This window comes from Chordicoccus furentiruminis, from assembly GCF_019355395.1.
Taxonomy (GTDB): domain Bacteria; phylum Bacillota; class Clostridia; order Lachnospirales; family Lachnospiraceae; genus Chordicoccus; species Chordicoccus furentiruminis.
This window is the reverse complement of sequence record NZ_CP048829.1, coordinates 1,622,451-1,641,433: the sequence shown is the minus strand read 5'-3', so window position 1 is coordinate 1,641,433 and position 18,983 is coordinate 1,622,451. Positions and strand designations below refer to the sequence as shown.

Sequence of the window (18,983 nt, the reverse complement as noted above, 5' to 3'; positions counted from 1 at the left end):
TTCCTCCTCCTACAATAAGGTTGTGGGTAACAGAATACCTGGCAACCAGTCAGGATCTGCTCCCCTTCATTGCTAAAGCTGTAGAATGGTATGGCATGGATCTGACGGATTCCTCCTTGGGCCAGACACAAGTTGTCTGCGTCCGTTAGAAAGCCTGTCAGCCAGCCATCCTCATTCTCAGCCGTTCGGTTTATGCAGGTTGAACCGATGTCTGTAAGTTTCATCGCGTTCGTGTGATACCCCAGGAGATTGAACCGGCAGTGAGAAAACTGGTCATCCAATGCGTATCTTAAATCTGGAGGTATCAGTTATGTTGAACGCAGTAGGTATCGATGTATCAAAAGGCAGAAGCACGGTCGCTGTCCTGCAGCCAGGCGGTGTCGTGATTCATAAGCCTTTTGACGTGTCCCACAAGTCCTCAGATCTTCGTGATCTCGCCCGCTATCTCGGCTCACTCAATGGTGAAACGAGAGTCGTAATGGAGAGTACAGGGCGTTATCACGAGCCGATCCGTAATGCTCTGTCAAAAGCAGGTCTCTTTGTCTCAACGGTAAATCCACACCTGATCCGAAACTACGGAAACAACACGCTCCGCAAGGTCAAGACCGATCCCGCCGATGCTAAAAAGATTGCCCGCTACACCCTTGACAACTGGGCGTCCCTGCATGAGTATTCAGTCATGGACACTGCGCGTACAGAACTGAAAACCCTCAATTCACAGTTTGCCTTCTTCATGAAGCAGAAAACGGCTGCCAAGACCAACCTGATCGCCCTTCTTGACATGACCTATCCTGGCGTAAATAAGCTCTTTACAAGCCCTGTGCGCCCTGATGGGAGCGAGAAATGGGTCGACTATGCCGATTCCTTCTGGCATGTGGACTGTGTCCTGGATTCCGGCCCGAAGGTGTTCGCGGAACGTTACCAAAGCTTCTGTAAACATCACGGCTATGATTACCAGCCTGCCCGTCCGGAAAAGCTTTACGCTCAGGCAAAGGAGCTGGTTCCGACTGTTCCAAAGGATCCGGTCTACAAAGAGATGATCAGGGACAGCATCGCACAGCTGAACCTTATGTCAAAGCATGTCGAAGAACTCCGCCGGAAGATGGATGAACTCGCATCCTCGCTCCCGGAGTATCAGACCGTCCGTTCCATGTATGGCGTAGGTCCGAGCCTCGGCCCGCAGATCATGGCCGAGATCGGAGACATCAGCCGATTCAACCATCGGGAAGCATTGACGGCTTACGCCGGCGTGGATCCCGGAAAAAACGATTCCGGTGAGGTCGTTCACAAGAGTGGTCACGCATCGAAATGCGGCTCTGCACGCCTTCGGAAATCATTGTTCCAGGTCATGGAGGCGATGCTCCAGCTCGGTCCCCGCGATGACGATCCGGTCAGCCGGTTCCTGTTCAAGAAGAAAGCCGAGGGGAAACCATATCTCGTATATATGACCGCTGGTGCGAACAAGTTCCTCCGCGTCTACTACGGTAAAGTAAAGGAGTGCATCCGTAATCTTCCTGCCTCTGATTCAGAGGACTGAGTTAATGCTATCCATAGTGCAGATCTGAGGCCGTCTGAATGAATACGGCCAGGTTTCTTATGCCCATTTTCACCCTCCACGATTTTCTTTATTTACTGCTTGACTTTTTATTAGCAGGCTCCTGCAGCAACAGAGAGGAAAACTCGTCAAAGCTGGCGGCTGGCAAAACTGCAAAATCAATCCTGATTTCCTGCGGTGCGCGCCTTGCCGTGTTCGATATTGCCGAGCTTCGGGAGGTCACTTCCTACGATGAGCTGGAGCTGGACACTCTGGGAGATCGGAAAACTGCCCTGTTCCTCATTATGAGCGATACGGACGATTCCTTTAACTTTCTGATTTCTATGTGCTACACCCAGCTGTTCAATCTGCTCTGCGAAAAAGCCGACGATGTGTACGGCGGGCGGCTGCCGGTCCATGTGCGCTGCCTTATCGACGAGTGCGCCAACATCGGCCAGATTCCCAAACTGGAAAAGCTGGTGGCCACCATCCGAAGCCGTGAGATCTCCGCCTGTCTGGTCTTGCAGGCGCAAAGCCAGCTGAAAGCCATCTACAAGGACAACGCCGATACCATCATCGGCAATATGGATACCTCCATTTTCCTGGGCGGCAAGGAGCCGACTACCCTCAAGGAGTTGGCCGCCGTGCTGGGCAAGGAAACCATTGACACCTACAACACCGGAGAGAGCCGTGGGCGGGAAACTTCCCACTCGTTCAACTATCAAAAATTGGGGAAAGAGCTGATGAGTCAGGACGAACTTGCCGTTATGGACGGCGGCAAGTGCATCCTCCAGCTGCGCGGTGTGCGTCCTTTCCTTTCGGATAAGTACGACATCACCAAGCACCCCAATTTCAAATACACAGCCGACGCAAGCGACAAGAACACTTTTGACATTGAAGCGTTCCTGTCCACCCGGCTGAAACTCAAGCCCAATGAGGTCTGCGACGTGTACGAAGTAGATACTCAGGGCGCTTAAATCTGTTCCGCTATGAAAGGAGTGGTCTTATCTATTCGCCGCAACTGCCCTTTTGGGGCCATTGGCGTACAAGGCGGACAGTCACCAAAAAACAATGAAAAAAGGAGGACAGCCGGAATCACCCCCCGGAAACCGGGCGGCGGATTGTCCGGCTTTTGTATGCCTATGAACGACTAAAACTTTATCAAAACGATTCCGGCTAACAATTATTTATGGAATTTTTCAATGAAGCGATCAATGTGTTGCAGACCCTCGTGATTGCCCTTGGTGCTGGTCTTGGCGTATGGGGCGTTATCAACCTGCTGGAAGGTTACGGAAACGACAACCCTGGTGCAAATGCTCATGTACGGTAAAGTATCACAAGAAAATTATGTCGAATTGACAGCCGCCTCCGCTATACCGAATAAGGAAATAAAGAGTCCTCAAATTTTGCGCTACTAAATGAAGACGAGCGGAAGTAATCTCCCGCTCGTCAGTAAACTTAACTATGCCATATCAATCCCGCTTCTTTCCCGCCACCGGCACTAAGAACAGCGCGGGCAACAGCAGGAAAGCGGTACAGACCAGCCCCCAGGGTATGGACACCTGCTGGGCTACCAGCCCCACAATAGGCCCGCCGATGATCTGCCCGAAAGAGTCCAGCTGTCCGCTGGTGGAAAAGACTGTGGCGCGCATTTTCTCATCCACATGGTCGTTCATCCAGGCGGCCAGCACAGGCTCCTTGATGGTGCGCATAAGCCCCGCCAGCAGGAACACCAACAACATGAACCAAAAGCTCCGCCCCACCGCGAAGAGAACCAGGAACAGGATATACCCGGCGCTGGTGGACATGACCACACTGGTTCGGCTGACAGTCCCTTTTTTCTCCATGCGGGCGATGAGCAACTGAGAAGCCAGAATACCTAAGCCTCTGCCGATAAGACTGATAACACCGAACCAAGTGACGCTGTTCAGCGGCCCGATAACGGGTATTACCGTGTCATCCAGAAAATGAGCGGTGGAGAGCCGGTCAAAGCCTTCACTGGCAAGTCCCCCGCATAGTGTGATTGCTAAGAGCGCCAGCAACACAGGTGCGCCTTTCACAAAGCCCAGGTTGAGCTTGAACAGGCAGACAAAGTCTTTAAGCAAGCCCTGCCGTTCCTCAATAGCAGGGGAGAAGTTGGTTTCTGGCATGATGCGAACCATCACCAGCCCCAACAACAAGCACAAACTGCCCCCCAAGATGACAGGCATTTGCAGGTTTATGTTTCCCAGCAGTGTGCCCAGCACCACGCCCAGAACGCCGCCGATTTGCCCCATTTGACTGCCCCGCAGGAACACCTTGTCTATGGGTTTGTCCTCTTCCTCCGAGGCAATCCACGCCTCCAGAGCGCCGGTGATGAAGGTATCACCGCAACCCCAGACAACCTGGGCCAGCAGAACCGGCGCGAACCACGGTAGCGCACCCTCCATCAGAAAGCCCAGGCCGTAGAGGAACATTCCAATCAGCACCGAGCGCCGACGGCTATACAAATCCGCCACCACACCGGTGGGTATCTCGAACAGAAAGCAGGAGGTCTCCAGAACCGTCCCTACCAGGACAAGCTGGAAAGCATCCAGCTGCACCACCTCCAGGTGGTACACGATGGAAAGCACTGTGGACATAGAAACCGCCAGGGAACAGACAAATCGGAACAGCAGGTAGACAGAATATGCCTTTGAATTTTTAGCAAACATGAAGTTACATTCTCCTTTACGAATCAGTGGGTTGTTTTGTGAAACAAGCCCGTGGAATTGTCAATATTTGTGCAGTGTTTAAACCCACAAAATTATGCAGCTTCAGCTAACGGTTGTTCCAGATGTCTTCTGTAAGCTGCCGGCGGAAGGCCATCCGGATTTGAAGTGTATATCCTTATCCGATTGTAGTAGACAAAGACATACCTGAAGATGATTGCTTTAACTTCATCCATCTTCATCTTGTATGTTGGAATCCTATACAGGAGTTCCTTTTTAAGGGTTGCAAAGAAGCTTTCCATTCTGGCGTTATCAAAACAGTGATTTACACCGCTGAGACTCTGAAGAACACCCGCGTTACTGAGCTTCTCGCGAAATGCTTCGCTTGTGTACTGGCTTCCTCGATCACTATGCAGAATTGCTCCGTTTAGCGGAAACCTTTTAGCCGCGGCATTGAATGTATCAATACACAGTTCCTTGCGCATATTGCTTCGCATTACCAGAGAAATTATCTCTCCATTGAAGCAATCCATTATCGGCGATATATATAATTTACCATCACGGCATGATATTTGAGATATATCGGTAAGCAGCTTCTGATATGGCTGATCTATTGTGATTGCCGTCTTTTAGCCAATTCTATCATTTTTTTGCTGTAATCAAAAGCGACAACCGAAGCGCCTCTTTGTGCAAGATACGAAGAATAATTTCCATTGCCACACGCAATATCCAAAATGTAATCCGCAGGATTAGGAGATAGAAGTTCCGTTACTTTGGGACGCACTACCTCTCTGTGAAATTCATTAGATTCGTCACCCATTGCATTATCCCAAAATTGTGCGTTCTCCTCCCAGATTTTTTTACTTTCCTCTGTTCCCATGTTCTCTCCCACTCCCCAAATTTGCTTTTTTGCTTCCATTAAATCTTCCTTACTATATTCCATTGTTACCCTCCATAACTTCTGATTGTTGCCGTCTTGACGATTATGTATCTTTACATTACCTTCTGAAACATATGGCGCACCTTGTCCAGGCGGCTGTTTGGACGGCGGGGCTGGATGACCGGCTGACCGACAGCGGCCTGATATCCTTTCAGCTCTGTAAGGCATACGCTCCGCCCGTTGGTGTAAAAGGCCAGATCAGTACGGTATGCCTGTATACAGCGGGCGGGAATCTCGCCAGTAAAGACAACTTCATCCTTTTTTACCTGGGCCGTTTCGATGGTGGCACAGTATTTCGGTGCATCATGATAAGCCCTGGAAAGGTATTCCTGGGGCGCATAGAGGATGAAGGAGAGATAAGGTTCCAGCAGCTGCGTCCCCGATTCCTTCAATGCCTGTTCCAATACAATCGGGGCCAATGAGCGGAAGTCCGCCGGCGTGCTGACCGGACTGTAATAAAGCCCGTATTCAAAGCAAATCTTACAGTCCGTTACGTTCCAGCCGAACAAGCCCTGCTCCAGCCCGTAACGGATACCATCCCTGACAGCGTTTTGAAAACTCTGGTTCAAGTATCCCAGCGAAACCCGGCTCTCGTATTGTACACCGGAGCCAAGCGAGAGTGGTGTAACAGACAGTCCTATGGATGCCCAAAACGGGTTGGGCGGCACCTCGATATGGATGGTGTGGCTGGCTGCTTTGAGCGGCCGCTCCATATAAATGACGGAGGGTTCCTTTACCACTGTTTCAAGCTTGTATTTTTCCGACAGCAAAGCGGAAACAACCTCCAACTGCACCCGGCCCAAAAAAGAAAGAATGATCTCATGGGTGATGGAATCCACTTCGCAACGCAAAAGCGGGTCAGTATCCGCAAGTTGCGTAAGAGCGTCCAGCAGCCGTTCTCTTTGCGCTGCCGTTTTCGGCGCAATCGTCGTCCGCAGCATGGGGAGGGGGTCCTCGCGCCACCTTTTACGAGGGAGCCGGGTTTGGTCCCCTAATACATCGTTTAACCTCACGCTGTCGCTGGGAAGGATAACAATTTCACCCTGATAAGCGGTGTCTGTCCGAACAATTTCCCCTTTGGATGGAATACGCATCTCTGTGATTTTCAGCTTTTCTCTCCCGGCCAGGGCCACCGTATCCCGCAGGCGCAGCGTTCCGCTGTATAACCGTAGATAGACACGCCGCTGGCCGCAATCGGTGTACTCAACCTTGAAAACGCTGCCGCATAGGGCGGCGCCCCCCTGTTCCCCAATCGGTTGGAACAGCCCTGTCACCGCATCCATCAACGGTTGAATGCCAAGGCCATTTTTGGCGCTGCCATGATAGACTGGGAACAGGGAGGCGTCTTGAACCCGCTGCTGTTCCTCCCGCGCAAGTTTTTCCCGGCTGATTGGTTCTCCTGCGATATACTTTTCCAATAATTCATCGTTATTTTCGATGACCGCATCCCATGCTTCTATGTCGGTATTTTCCTCCAGGACTATTTCCGGGGACAGCGACACCGTCTGCTTGATGATAATATCGGCGGAGAGCTTATCCCGAACAGACTGAACCACGCTCTGCAAATCAACGCCAGCCTGGTCGATCTTGTTGATAAAGATAACGGTGGGAATGTTCATTTTCCGCAGGGCATGGAACAGAATACGGGTCTGGGCCTGCACGCCATCTTTAGCGGAGATCACCAAGATGGCCCCATCTAAAACAGCCAAAGAGCGGTACACCTCCGCCAAAAAATCCATGTGGCCGGGCGTATCCACAATGTTAACTTTACATCTGTGCCACTGGAAGGAAGTGACTGCCGCTTGAATGGTAATCCCACGCTGCCGCTCCAAAAACATGGTGTCCGTCCTCGTTGTCCCTTTTTCGACGCTCCCCGGTTCTGAAATGGCTCCGCTGGCATATAGCAGGCTCTCCGTCAAGGTCGTCTTTCCAGCGTCTACATGGGCAAGAATTCCAATATTGATTATTTTCATGTGATTGTCCTCCCTTTACAGCCCCAAAGGGCATAAAAATCCCCAGCAGTAAAATACTTTTACCACTGGGGATTATAAGTTGCGGACATACACATATACAGCATACACCTGTTTGTGATTGCTGTTTTTGGGGATATGTCAAAATTGATAAGGCAAAAGTATTCTTAAATTGGGTACAAAAAACTAAGCCCCTACAAAAGGAGCTATCATAATCCTTTGTTCCCACTATTTGATTATAGTTTTATTTAAGAATACCTTGCCGCATATTTTTTACTCCTTTTCTGGATTAAATCATTGTATCACATCAGTTTTAGGAAAGCAAGTACCTAAAAGAAATTTTTCTTCCCCTTATATGTAACAATCATACCGGCTTCCTAGCGTTCAGAATGTTTTCTGCTGTCTGCTGTGGTGTTTGGTTGGAATTGTCCAACCAAAAGCCGATCCGTGGTGTTGTCTGCATTTTACTAAATACAAATTCAATGTATACAGAAAGATATAAGGAGTGGGAGGGATTCCGCCGTAGTTGGCATTGTAGGAAAATCCAAAAGTTTAGATTTTCCCACAATGCTTATCTTTTGGTCTTTGGTTCGGAATAGTGTAGTGCTGGCGGTCTATCTCTTGTTTTCGGTTGCTTGCTTCCTTACCGTACATGAGCATTGGCGCCGGGGTTGTCGTTGCCGTAACCTTCCATCAGGTTGATTGCGCCCCAGATACCGAGACCGGCTCCGAGGGCCACGACGAGAGTCTGCAGTACCTGGACTGCACTGTTGAAAAATGCCATACGTGAGGCCTCCTTATAAGAAATCTGCCCTTAAAGGGCGGTGAATAAAGTCTCTGCCTGAGCGTGACCGGTCACTTCGGATGCTCCTTCTTTTGTTTTTTCTTGCCGCGATCGGCCTTGAGGTAAGGGATCGTCCCGTTTTCAGGCAACACAAAACGGCCCCGAAGTTTATGGCTTCAGGACCGTTCTATGTAATGGCATTATTCAGTTGTCATTTTGGCAGACGTATCTGGCGGACTGCTTATCTGCAATAAATCTCAATTGCCCGGGAGGCAAATTCAGCCGTGCCTTCGCCGCCCATCTTATCGATATTTGATGTGAAATCGCCTCCGCCTCCATACATCATTCCAAGGCCGCTGAGGATCTCCTTCGTGCAGGTATACATATGCTCTGTGATATAATCCTGCAGTTTCTTTACCATCGCCTGCGCTTCCTCCGATGCGGGATCTGTATTCCGGATCTGTCCGAATTCTCCGAAAATATCAATCAGTCCCTGGTGGATCTTCATGTTGTCTTCCTTTGTACGGCCTTTGGATTTCTCTTCATATTCCTTATAGGCCGGCGTTGTGCCCCAGGAGGCTTTCGCCTGCGCGGCATACTCGTCTATTTTTCTTGTATCAAATGCATCAAATGTCAATGGTTTCACCCCTATCGCTTTTATTCCAACGGCAAGATCGATCAGGTTCTCGATGTGTTCCTTCTTAAGCTTCAGAAGCTCGATCTGCTGCTCCAGGGCCTTGCTCCTGTCAAAATCCGGACTGCTGATGATCTCCTTAATATCCTTCAGAGGGAATTCCAGTTCTCTGAAGAGAAGGATCTGCTGCAGGGTCTCCAGTGCCGCATCGTCATACAGCCGGTAGCCTGCCTCTGTATATTTTGCCGGATGAAGCAGCCCGATCTTGTCGTAATACTGCAGGGTGCGTATACTCACGCCTGTCAGCTTGCTTACTTCGTTAACAGTCATCATAGTTCATCACTCCCTCGCCTTTGGTAAGGTCACTATAAACCATGACGTAACGTAGGGGTCAATACTTTCCAAGAGATTTTTTGAAAAATAGCTTCAATCACAAATCTTATGGGATAAGGGGTTGCGAATATAACCCTTCCTGCTGGCGTCAAACAGCCTGAGGAAGAAATAATCGTCATCCGGAAGTCCGTAGGCCTGTCGCCGTAAGACTTTGATCTTGTTGTTGATGCCCTCCATCTTGCCAGAGGAGATTTTATAAGTTGCATGGGCTATGATGCCCTCAAAGTGGTTTCCAAGGAGTCTTCCGAACCACTGAAGATGACTGTTTCCGGATGCACTGCAGGTATCCATGATCCAGGTGATGTCATCCGCCATACGGGCTTCATCAGTGCGGGTGTAGGAAAGAGACAGACGCTCCTTAATCAGATCAAGCGTGAACAGAAGCTTGTTCTGACTGAGAAGTTCGTCATATCTTGCTTCATAACCCTCTTTCCGGACGTACTCTTCCTTGGGAAAGATGGAACCGGACCGGCTGATCGGCTCACCTGTCCTGGCTTGCGCATCTTTCGCCTGAAGCGTTGATCGACTTGACATCAGGATGTAACGGGTCTTTTTTAAAGCCCTTGCCTCCTCCATAAGGCCTTCCTCATACAGGCGGCGCTGCTCGTCCTTGCGGACTTCACTGACCACCTTGTCGTTGAAGTTCTTTACGATGTGGAAGTAATCGAACACCGGCTGTATCCAGGGGCATTTTTCCTCAAAAGCCTCCTGGAAATCGGAGTTCATGTCGCAGGCGACGGCCTCGACAGAGTCCATCCATTCCAGGCCGACATGGTCGATGAAGTCATAGACCACCTGCTTTTTCTTCCCATGGGAGATCCAGAGGATATGGCCGGTATCAAGATCTATGATGTGGGTGGCATAGCGGTGGCCGTTGTGGAGCTTGAACTCATCAATGGCAAGCATTTTTGCCGGCTGCTCCGGTCTGATCAGTTTCGTGCCGTCGATGGTATAGAGCTCCTTCAGGCGCTTAAGGTCTAAGGCTTTGACCGTGTTCTTTCCGAGCCCGGTGATCTCAGCTACCTGCTTGAGCGTGTAAGTGCCAAGTGCCAACAGATCCCTGGTATACTGGTACAGTTCCACAGATATCTGATGGCCGTCTGCTTTGAACGGAACAGACTGCATATGGGAATGTCCGCATTTGCAGATGAGCTGCACGCGGTCAAAATGGATCGCACTGAGGCTTCCGCCAAAGCAAAGATGCCGGAGCGTAAGATCCCGGTGACCGTTGATGTGCATACGGCTTCCACACTTTGGACATCTGCGGTCAGCATCCGCCAGATCGAGCTTGCCGTTAAAGCACAACACTTCGCGGCCGGAAGCTGCCCGGTGTACGCTTGTGTCAGAATTATTAAAGCCTTCCAGCCGGGAGGGGATGCTTAAAAAAGTATATCTGTTTTCAGAGAATGCCAGTTGTCCATCGGACTCAGTATGTGTATAATTCATGTACGGGCCACCGCCTTGTTGAGTTTGTACACTTCTGCCAGGAAATACAGTCTCAACTATAGACGATGGTCCTTTTTCTATGCAACTGTTTTTGGCCCGGTTTAAGGGCCGGGGCGTCCTTACGCCCCTTGATTACCCTGCCGCTCCTGGATGGAGCAGTGTCAGGGGAAGAAGGCCTTTTATGCTCACGCCCTTTGGGCGGGAGGGATAAATGGCCGGATGACCTTGACACTGGTACAGCCAGGTGCTACCTGAAATTACCTGGGATACCACCTATCCCATAAGAAAAGTGATTGACCCGAAAAATATGCAAAAGTTAATTCAATAGAGGCTTCAAATGCCTGCAATTCCCATCAATGCTGCATCGATCAGGCTCTCGATGACGGCGGTCCCGATCGTAATGCCCATGATACCGGCTTCGATCAAGGCCAGAAGGAAGGTCTGACTCCAGGCCTGTTTTGTGATCGTATAAATTAGGCAGCCGGCTACAAAGAGGATCAGACCGCCGAGAATAATGGAAGAGAGCTGCATTCCAACCTTCACAATGACCTTTACGAATAACAGGATCAGCACTACGGGAAGCAGTGCCGTCTTGAGTAAGATTCTGAGTATAAACATATTTCATCCCATCCTTTCCGGGTTCTTTACTTTCATTCTTACCTATATACCGGCGGCACGCAAGGATGTCGCCGGTATGTAAGAGCGGCCGCTATGAGCCGCCTATTAATCGTCTGCCTACGGTTCTGCCGTTTCTTCAGCTTCCTCATCTACCTCCACTACTTCATACTCATCGTTCGTCTTTAGCTTCATCCGGTGATTGAGGAACTTCTCGATATCAAAGGTGTAACGCTTATCAAAGTCAGCCGTATATTTGTAGTTCGGGTGCTGGGTCAGATCATATTTATCCGACAGGAACGGCCTGACGCCGCGCAGCTGCAGTATGCATTTGTTGCCGTCCAGGACCGCGATCTCATCTCTGGTCATCAGTTCCTTGCCGAGCTTCTGATAGTTCGTTCCGTAGCTGGGACTATTGCCTCGTGTGTCCGAGGTATTGAAGGTATCGATCGTTTCCTTGCCCAGAGCTTCCGAAAGATCTTTCAGGGTCGTTGGTTCGGAACCGCCGAGGAAGACCTGCGAATCCATGTTGCCGATGATGGTATCGGCGTTATCCTTGTAGATGGCTTTCAGCTGCGACTTGGCCTGAAGCACCAGGCAGGCGCTGATCTCACGGCTTCGGATCGTCGCGACCAGCTTCTCCAGATTGGGGATCTGGCCGATATTGGCTGCCTCATCGATCAGGCACCGGACGTGGACCGGAAGCCTGCCTCCGTACACATCATCCGCCTTTTCACAGAGCAGGTTAAAGAGCTGCGTGTAGATCATGCTGATCAGGAAGTTGAAAGATCCGTCCGTATCCGACATCATCAAAAACAACGCTGTCTTCTGGTCGCCCAGGGTATCCAGCTCCAGCTCATCGTACATTGTGATCTCCCGGACCTCCTGGATATCAAAGGGAGCAAGCCTCGCACCGGCACTCACCAAGATACTTTTGAGGGTCTTGCCGGCAGCCAGTTTGAACTTGGCATATTGCCGGACGGCAAAGTGATCCGGGTTCTTTTTCTTCAGTGCCTCAAACATGAGATCCACCGGATTCTGGTACTCTTCGTCATCCTCGCGGACCTCCATAGCGTTGATAAACTCGATCAAGGTAGCAAAGTTCTGCTCCTCGACCGGAGCTTCATAGTGGATGTAGCCGATCAGGGCACAGTACAGCAGGGTTTCCGCCTTATCCCAAAACGGATCGCTCCCCTTTCCCTCGCCTTTCGTGTTTGCCATGAGTGTCGTGACCAGCTTCAGGATATCCTTCTCGCTGTGCACATAGGCGAAGGATAGTGATAGGTAACCCTTTGAAATTGTCTCCGGGTTTTCCCCCACTTCACACCGGACATGCGACTTTCACCGCATCCGGCGTTCCATCAAGCATAGTTTCAGCAGTGATACACAATCACTCTTTCACATTGGCTAAGTTTGCTACTTTACCGCCAAGAGCGGCAGTCCTGCGGTAGCGCGCAGTTTGTTCACTTTGGTAATAGCTTTGGCATTCAAAGAGTATTCTTTCACCAATGCCGCTACAGAAGCCATGTCATCCGAGCTGACTATTGCCAATCCCTGCAGCGAAAGAAGCATCAGGTTCTGGTAGCTGTCATTGCCCTTCTTACAATCGTTCACTTTCCTGTAGCAGACACAGGTATACACATCCAGTTCCTTCCCGGTGATCGCACATTTGCCGTCCTGTCCTGCATAAAGGGAGACCCGGTTGTCGTTGTATCTCACCGATTCGGTCGGAATCGGATGCCGCATCAGCCAGAGCATCGAATTCACGTCAATCCTGAGATTATCGTGTATCTCCGCTCTACCTTCAGGCGTATACGGGTTAATCTTTCGACTTTTCCGCATCGGAATCTTGAACTGCACGTAGGCTAATGGAACCAGCGGCGTTTCTCCAACCCATCGCATTTGTTTCGATTTTCCGTACCGTTTCCTCAGATATCTGTTTTTGATTTCGCCCTGTTTCTTGATTCCATCAATACGATGGAGAAGCTGTCCATTGATTGGACGGGCGATATCGCTGAAATTCAAGTTGATCCTTGTCGCAATGCAGTAGTAGTCCTGCACTCCGATCACTTTGGCGTTGTAGTCCCCCACATTCAGGCTTATTTCTTCAGCCGTCTTACTGCTTTGTATCGCCCTTACGGATTCAGCCATTTCCTTGCTGATCCTTTGGGTAGCTTTATCGCAGATATTTGAAGTTATCACCCATGAGTTACCTTTGCGCCGCAGTTTTATGCGAAAACCCAGAAACTCACTGTCACGTTTCCTGAGATTAGTCACTTTCGACTTTTCGTCAGAAACTTCCAGTTTAAGCCGCTTCCACAGCCAGTCCTTGACTGCGTGGTAGGTTTTCTCGGCATCCTCTTTGGTTCTGCAAAATATTTTGAAATCATCCGCGTAGCGGACAATCCGCATCTCCTTGAGGTTGCTTTTCTTCAAGGCTGTATAGCTGTTGCACTTTTTCTCAGCGCCGTTGGGATAATAGGTCACTTTACACGGATGTTTCATGTGCCCCACCATTTCATCCCACTGAGAGGCGATCCACCAATCCAGTTCATTGAGGACAATGTTTGCCAGTAGTGGTGAAAGGATACCGCCTTGCGGCGTTCCTTTTGATGGGAGAACAGTTTCTCCGTTGGGCATTTCGATAGGTGCTTTCAGCATGGCCTTGATGATCTGAATCAACTTGGTGTCCCGTATACCTAAAGTCCATATCTGCCTAAGCAGCTTTTTGTGATCGACGTTATCGAAGAATCCTTTAACGTCCACATCGACTACATAGTGAAGCTTGTTCATCTGAGCGAGCCCGTACGCATAGGAAATCGCGTTTTCTGCGCTCCGACACGGCCTGAACCCATAAGAGTGCTCATAGAACTTTGCTTCGCAGATCGGCTCCATGACCTGCAAGATACATTGCTGTACTATTCGATCAACAATACACGGTATTCCCAGAGGCCTCAGCTTTCCGTTTGGCTTCGGTATTTCTACTCTTCTTACTGCCTTAGGCTCATACCTCCTGAACTGTTTCTGAATGAGCTTTACAAACTTATCCTCTGGCATGACTGCCAATGATTCGATTGTCCGCCCATCCGTGCCTGCGGTATGACTGCCATCATTGCCCTTGATATTTCTGAATGCCAGCTTGATGTTGTTCGGGGCACTGATGATCTCCATCAGGTTCCCGAAGACTTCACCGTTTTTGCTGTCGGCATACAGATCGTCAAAGGTTTTCTGCATGTCATAGTATTCCGCATGGCGCATCTTGCTTTTCTTCTTAGCTTTCTGTGCCATGTACATCACCCCATTCCTATGAAACCGAGCGACAATTTCTTTTTCTTACTCGACTGCATGAATAGTGGTTGTGTACTGCTGACGTTTTGCCTGACTCGTGGCCATTCCTAACCGTCCTCTTTTTCGCAGACGGTATCATCGGTTCGACCACTGCTTTTCAGCAGGAATTCATCCGCTTATTATTCTTCGTCGGATTATCCAATGGACTTCCTGCCTTTCCTTGTTCCGATAATTCTATCTGTACATACATACCTTTAGGTGTTCCCTCTGGGCCTGACAGCTTGGACACGCCTGTAACGTGCCACGGCGTTTCGTAACAACCATTTCTACTCAACCGCACTGCCTGGGCTTTAACCCACACACCCATTTCTGAGCGTGGCACTTATAGACCTTTACATTCGGGAGTTTCGTCAGACATCTCTGTCATTCTCACCATGGGTATCTTATAGACCCCCGGCATATAGGATGCACCGCCCACCTCTGGACAGCTTTCGTCAGCTTAACCTGTTACGGCATCTCTCTGCCGACTTTACCGAGCTTCATACAGAGTTTGCGCTCTGCATGCCGGAGTATCAGGGGAGGCGTTTCAGGGCGTTACCCCTTCATTCCACCTCTTGAATTATCAGTTCACAGAACTGAATAAAAACAGCGCTGTGCGCCGCTTTTTCGGCGGCGAACAAGTCGCACGGTTGTAGTGCATCGACTTCTGGAAGTTGATCGTATTGAAGATCTTGATCCGGTATTTTGCCCTCACAAATGCATGGCCTACCTCGATAAGGGTCGTACCTTTCGGGTCAGTCAAAACATAAGAACTGTGAAGCTGCAGAAGGTTGGGCTTGATCCAGAAACGGGTCTTGCCGCTGCCGGATCCGCCGACGATCAGGACGTTCTTATTTCGGGCGTTGGCCGGGTTCTTCGGCCGGTTGCTCATCATCAGCCGCTCGGTCCGGGTGAGGATCACGTTGTTCTCGAACTTCGGATCCATGAATGGCTCGATATCCGCATGGGTTCCCCATGAAGCGTTTTGTCAAGTGTTATTTGGAGTTATTGACGCACAATCAAGGCGAAAGCGCGAAAGTGCAAAGCGCAAAGGGTCTGCACTTTGCGTTTTCAGCTTGCGGGTTCGGGCGGCTGCTTCTTCTTGATGAAGTTGTACCATTGACCGCCGACGCGCCTTGCGCCCAAAACACCGCCCATGTTGCGCTTGGCGTTCTGTACCGTCCTCTCGGATATTCCGGCTTCGGCTGCGGCCTTTACAAGGTCCTCGCTGGCAAGCTCTTTCCCGTCTGCAAGCAGGTCAAGTATCAGCCGTTCCGCCTGTTCGGTCTTGGTGGCGGTGTTGCCGCCCGCGCCGGACAGCAGCTCGTCGGCGGTAATGTCATACTCGCCTATCCACGAAAAGCCCGTTTCCGGGTCAAGGCAAAAGGCTATGGGCTTACCCTCCGGCGCAAGAGAAGATTTGTCATGGACGATAACGCGCACATTCGGTTCCCGTTTCACGCGCCCGATCAGCAGGACGCTCCTTGCTGCGGCGCGGAAGTCGATGGAGCCTAAACCCCGGTAGGCGCTCTGTCCTCCGGCGGCTTTGTTGAGGTGTCCGATTAGGATAACGGCGCACCCGGTACGCTCGGCAATCTCGGCAAGGCGGCGGAACATGGGGCGTATCTCGTTGGCCTTGTTCATGTCGGTTTTCTCGCCCACATACGCCTGTATGGGGTCAAGGATAATCAGCCGCGCCCCGGTCTGTCGGATAGCTCTCTCTATGCGCTCATCGGACAGGGAAAGCCCCTGCTTGCTCTCGTCAATGACAAGAATGCGGTCAAGGTCTGCTTCGGCTTCCATAAGGCGGGGCTTGATGGTGTCGCCCAAACCGTCCTCGGCAGTCTGGTAAATCACATTGAACGGCTCATGCACTGCCATGTGGGGGAACGGCTTGCGGTTGGTACAAGCGGCGGCAAGGCGTAGGGCAAAGGTGGTCTTGCCCTCGCCGGGGTTGCCCTGCACAATGGTTACTTTCCCAAAGGGGATATACGGCTCCCATAACCATTCGACGGTCTGCGTGTCCACCTCGCTCATGCGGATAATCTCAACGGTTTCTTCCTGCGGCGGCTCTTTCAAGCCGTAGACCGCTTCTCGCAAATACTTCCCGTCTGTGATTTCTGCCCGGTGCTGCAATACCTCGTTCCAATCCTTGAAAAGAGGGATAAGCCGGTGGACGGTGTAGCCCTCCGGCATGAGCTTCACAAGGCGGCTGCAAGCGTCGTTTCCGGCTTCGTCGCTGTCAAGGCAGAGATAAACGGTCTTGATGTTCGGACGGTCAGAGAGAAAGCGGAGCAGGGCTTTTTCTCCCACGCCGCCCAATGACAGGTAGCTTTGCTTCTGCCAATCCTTTTTGAACAGGCAGAGGAAAGAAAGCAGGTCAACGGGGGCTTCAAAGACAAACACTCTTTCGCCCTCGCCCCGGTAGCAGAAGTTAAAGGCTTTGTCGCTGCCTTTCACATCAAGGCGGAAGTTTCCCGCCGTTCCCTTGCTGTGGGCGTAGCGCGGTATTCCGTCCTCGTCCCGCCCCACAAATACGGCGTTGTGGTGGGCTGCGTCCTCGTAAATATCGCCGCTGGCAAAGAAAAAGCCCGTCACATCTTCATCAATGCGGCGGGCGGCTGTGAGGTAGTTCCTCGCTGTTCGGTTGTCGGGGCTGCGGGGCGGTAGCCGGAAGTCGGAGAGGGGCGCGGAGCTTGGTCTATCCGGCGGCGGTGCGGCTCCCTTTTCTCCTGTGAGAAGTTCAACGGCTTCGGTAAAACTCTTGCCAAAAAACTCCATGACAAAATCAATGGGGCCGCCGCCCTTGCTCTGGCTGTGGCGATACCACTTGTTGCCCCGGACGGTCAAGCTGTCGTGCCGTTTCCATCGGTATTCCTGTCCGGCGCGTTCCAGCGGTTCCCCCTGCGATTGCAGGAACAAAACAAGGTCGGCTTGGTTCGCCCGGTCTATCTGTTCTTGGGTGTAGTACAAAAAACTCACTCCTTTCATCGGTCTATGTCGTGCCGCTTTGTGCGGGTCTGTGTCTGCTCCGGCTGGTCGGCGCGGAGTGCAATATCCACGCATTTGCGGATTTTTTGAAGTTCGGAAACATCGGCGCGGGTATCTTTCAGTTTGGCATAATCGCTGTCCCTCTGTGTTTTGAGGTCGGCATATTCCTGTTCCCATTCCGCAATAGGCAAGGTCTTTGTTCCTTTCGGCAGATTTGCATGGAGATAGCGGCTTGCTGCGTTCCATAGGGTCAACTCGGCGCGGTGGGCTTCCTCGTACTTGTCGCGCTTGTTTGTCCAGCCGTTTTGCAGCTTTTTCAGCTCATCGTGAACGGGCTTGTACTCGGTGTAGTTCTTCCCGTATTCAATCAGCTTTTGCAGCTTCTTCATGCGTTCCTCGGCGGTTTTCATTCCTGCCCGGATAGTGTCGGCCTGTTCGCTGACAGAGGAAAGGGCTGCGTCCAGCTCATCAAGGGTAGAGATACCATGCTCGGTCAGATAGTTGACCGCTGCCGCTATGGTTTTCAGTTCATCGGCTGTGTGCTGTTGTTGCCAACGCTGCGAATACTTCCGGCTCTTTTCTCTCTGAACGCTCAAATACTTCATCAGCAGATTTGCAAGGCCGGGGGATTGTTGCGGCTGTTCCGGGGCGGTTTCCCACGCTTTGAACAGGTCGGCAATCCATTCTTTGAGCTTTCCAATCTGCGCTCGGATTTCCCGTATAAGGCGGTTTGCCTTTTGGATATTCCGGTTCAGTTCGCCTTTCTCGGTGGCAATACCTTTCTTCTCCATCTGGCAAGCCGCCACGCCCATGTGGACGGTGGGTATCTCGCCAATGCCGCGCTCGGCGTTGCTGCGGTGGTCGATACGCTCCGGGCTTCCGGCTCGTTCAAGGTAGGCGTTTGAAATATCCGCCCATGCCTTACGCCACAAGAGGGCGTTGCCCTTGTCGTTCCAGCCGGTCAGGTCAACTTTGTGCGTCTTGTATCTGCCGCTTGGCAAGCGGATACGCTCGCCGTTTTCATCAAGGTCATATTCCTTTTGGGACTTTGCCGCCCATGCGCCGCGCTCGTCAAGGGGGCGCATGGTAAGCATGATGTGACAATGGGGATTGCCCTTGCCGGTGTCGTGAATGGCATAATCAACGCACATTCCTCTGGAAACAAATTGAGAGGAACAGTATTCCCGGACAAGTCGGATTTGTTCCTCTCTGGATAACTCTATGGGGAGCGCCGCGTCAATCTCTCTGGCAAGCTGGGCGTTCCCGGCTTTCTCGTAAAGCTCCACGCTGTTCCACAAGGTTGAACGGTCAGAGAAAGAGGGCGGGGCGTGGGGTGGCAGCATAATTTCCGTATGGACAACACCGCCTTTGCGGGTGTAGTCGTGTGTCATTCCGTCCCACTCATTTGTCAGCTTTTCGCCGCTTCGGTAGGCGGCTGCGGCAACGGCTGATTTGCCCTTGCCCCGGCTGACAATGCTGATATTACAATGATAGATGGCTATGGGTATCACCTCCCGGATAAAATGAAAACCCGCAAAAATGGTACAGACGCCAAAGGCGGGTATACTGTTTTTGTGGGTGTGCAGGGATAGCCGCGTAAGCGGCGCAAGGGGTGCAGCCCCTTGTTGCGGCAAAGCCGCCAATGTCGGTCAGAGAGGG

12 protein-coding genes and 4 pseudogenes are annotated in these 18,983 nt (G+C 51.2%); 3 read left to right on the top strand and 13 right to left on the bottom strand.

The annotated features are described in order from the left end of the window. The first annotated feature begins 310 nt into the window (after positions 1 to 310). From G4C92_RS07755 to G4C92_RS07745, 3 genes and pseudogenes are all read left to right on the top strand, one after another. A complete protein-coding gene (locus tag G4C92_RS07755; RefSeq protein WP_274939297.1) occupies positions 311 to 1,537 on the top strand; it encodes an IS110 family RNA-guided transposase in 1,227 nt (408 codons plus the stop codon). A gap of 146 nt (positions 1,538 to 1,683) precedes the next feature. Next, positions 1,684 to 2,511: pseudogene (locus G4C92_RS07750) on the top strand (VirD4-like conjugal transfer protein, CD1115 family); the annotation flags it as partial. Positions 2,512 to 2,723: 212 nt separating this feature from the next. Further along, positions 2,724 to 2,864: a Maff2 family mobile element protein gene (locus G4C92_RS07745; RefSeq protein ID WP_173877606.1), complete on the top strand. Its 141-nt coding sequence runs from the start codon at positions 2,724 to 2,726 to the stop codon at positions 2,862 to 2,864. Between the two features lie 142 nt (positions 2,865 to 3,006). Here G4C92_RS07745 and tet(40) read toward each other — a convergent pair whose 3' ends face one another. The 13 genes and pseudogenes from tet(40) to mobQ all read right to left on the bottom strand — a co-directional run bounded on the left by tet(40) (position 3,007) and on the right by mobQ (position 18,835). Beyond that, positions 3,007 to 4,227 carry a tetracycline efflux MFS transporter Tet(40) gene (gene tet(40) / locus G4C92_RS07740; protein ID WP_274939296.1) on the bottom strand — a complete coding sequence of 407 codons (1,221 nt, stop codon included), beginning with the start codon at positions 4,225 to 4,227 and terminating at the stop codon, positions 3,007 to 3,009. A 92-nt stretch (positions 4,228 to 4,319) separates the two neighbouring features. Then, entirely contained in the window at positions 4,320 to 4,796 is a 477-nt protein-coding gene (locus tag G4C92_RS07735; RefSeq protein WP_274941980.1) for a DDE-type integrase/transposase/recombinase, read from the bottom strand. A 41-nt stretch (positions 4,797 to 4,837) separates the two neighbouring features. Beyond that, positions 4,838 to 5,167: pseudogene (locus G4C92_RS07730) on the bottom strand (class I SAM-dependent methyltransferase); the annotation flags it as partial. A gap of 50 nt (positions 5,168 to 5,217) precedes the next feature. Then, entirely contained in the window at positions 5,218 to 7,137 is a 1,920-nt protein-coding gene (tet(W), locus tag G4C92_RS07725) for a tetracycline resistance ribosomal protection protein Tet(W) (RefSeq protein ID WP_002586627.1), read from the bottom strand. A 640-nt stretch (positions 7,138 to 7,777) separates the two neighbouring features. Beyond that, positions 7,778 to 7,918 carry a Maff2 family mobile element protein gene (locus G4C92_RS07720; protein ID WP_013976943.1) on the bottom strand — a complete coding sequence of 47 codons (141 nt, stop codon included), beginning with the start codon at positions 7,916 to 7,918 and terminating at the stop codon, positions 7,778 to 7,780. A 241-nt stretch (positions 7,919 to 8,159) separates the two neighbouring features. Continuing rightward, positions 8,160 to 8,885, bottom strand: a complete 726-nt coding sequence (locus G4C92_RS07715) for a MerR family transcriptional regulator (RefSeq protein ID WP_274941949.1) — start codon at positions 8,883 to 8,885, stop codon at positions 8,160 to 8,162. Positions 8,886 to 8,978: 93 nt separating this feature from the next. After that, a complete protein-coding gene (locus tag G4C92_RS07710) occupies positions 8,979 to 10,391 on the bottom strand; it encodes an ISL3 family transposase (protein ID WP_408611719.1) in 1,413 nt (470 codons plus the stop codon). 333 nt (positions 10,392 to 10,724) lie between these two features. Continuing rightward, on the bottom strand, positions 10,725 to 11,009 hold the full coding sequence (locus G4C92_RS07700; RefSeq protein ID WP_274941948.1) for a hypothetical protein: 285 nt from the start codon (positions 11,007 to 11,009) through the stop codon (positions 10,725 to 10,727). A gap of 117 nt (positions 11,010 to 11,126) precedes the next feature. After that, positions 11,127 to 12,278, bottom strand: a pseudogene (locus G4C92_RS07695) (VirD4-like conjugal transfer protein, CD1115 family); the annotation flags it as partial. A gap of 144 nt (positions 12,279 to 12,422) precedes the next feature. Further along, the gene (ltrA, locus tag G4C92_RS07690) at positions 12,423 to 14,294 is read right to left on the bottom strand and encodes a group II intron reverse transcriptase/maturase (protein WP_330654844.1); all 1,872 of its coding nucleotides are present in this window, start codon (positions 14,292 to 14,294) and stop codon (positions 12,423 to 12,425) included. 688 nt (positions 14,295 to 14,982) lie between these two features. Continuing rightward, positions 14,983 to 15,318: pseudogene (locus G4C92_RS07685) on the bottom strand (type IV secretory system conjugative DNA transfer family protein); the annotation flags it as partial. A gap of 86 nt (positions 15,319 to 15,404) precedes the next feature. Further along, entirely contained in the window at positions 15,405 to 17,306 is a 1,902-nt protein-coding gene (locus tag G4C92_RS07680; RefSeq protein WP_002584966.1) for an AAA family ATPase, read from the bottom strand. A gap of 14 nt (positions 17,307 to 17,320) precedes the next feature. After that, positions 17,321 to 18,835: a MobQ family relaxase gene (gene mobQ / locus G4C92_RS07675; RefSeq protein WP_131743550.1), complete on the bottom strand. Its 1,515-nt coding sequence runs from the start codon at positions 18,833 to 18,835 to the stop codon at positions 17,321 to 17,323. Positions 18,836 to 18,983: the final 148 nt, after the last annotated feature.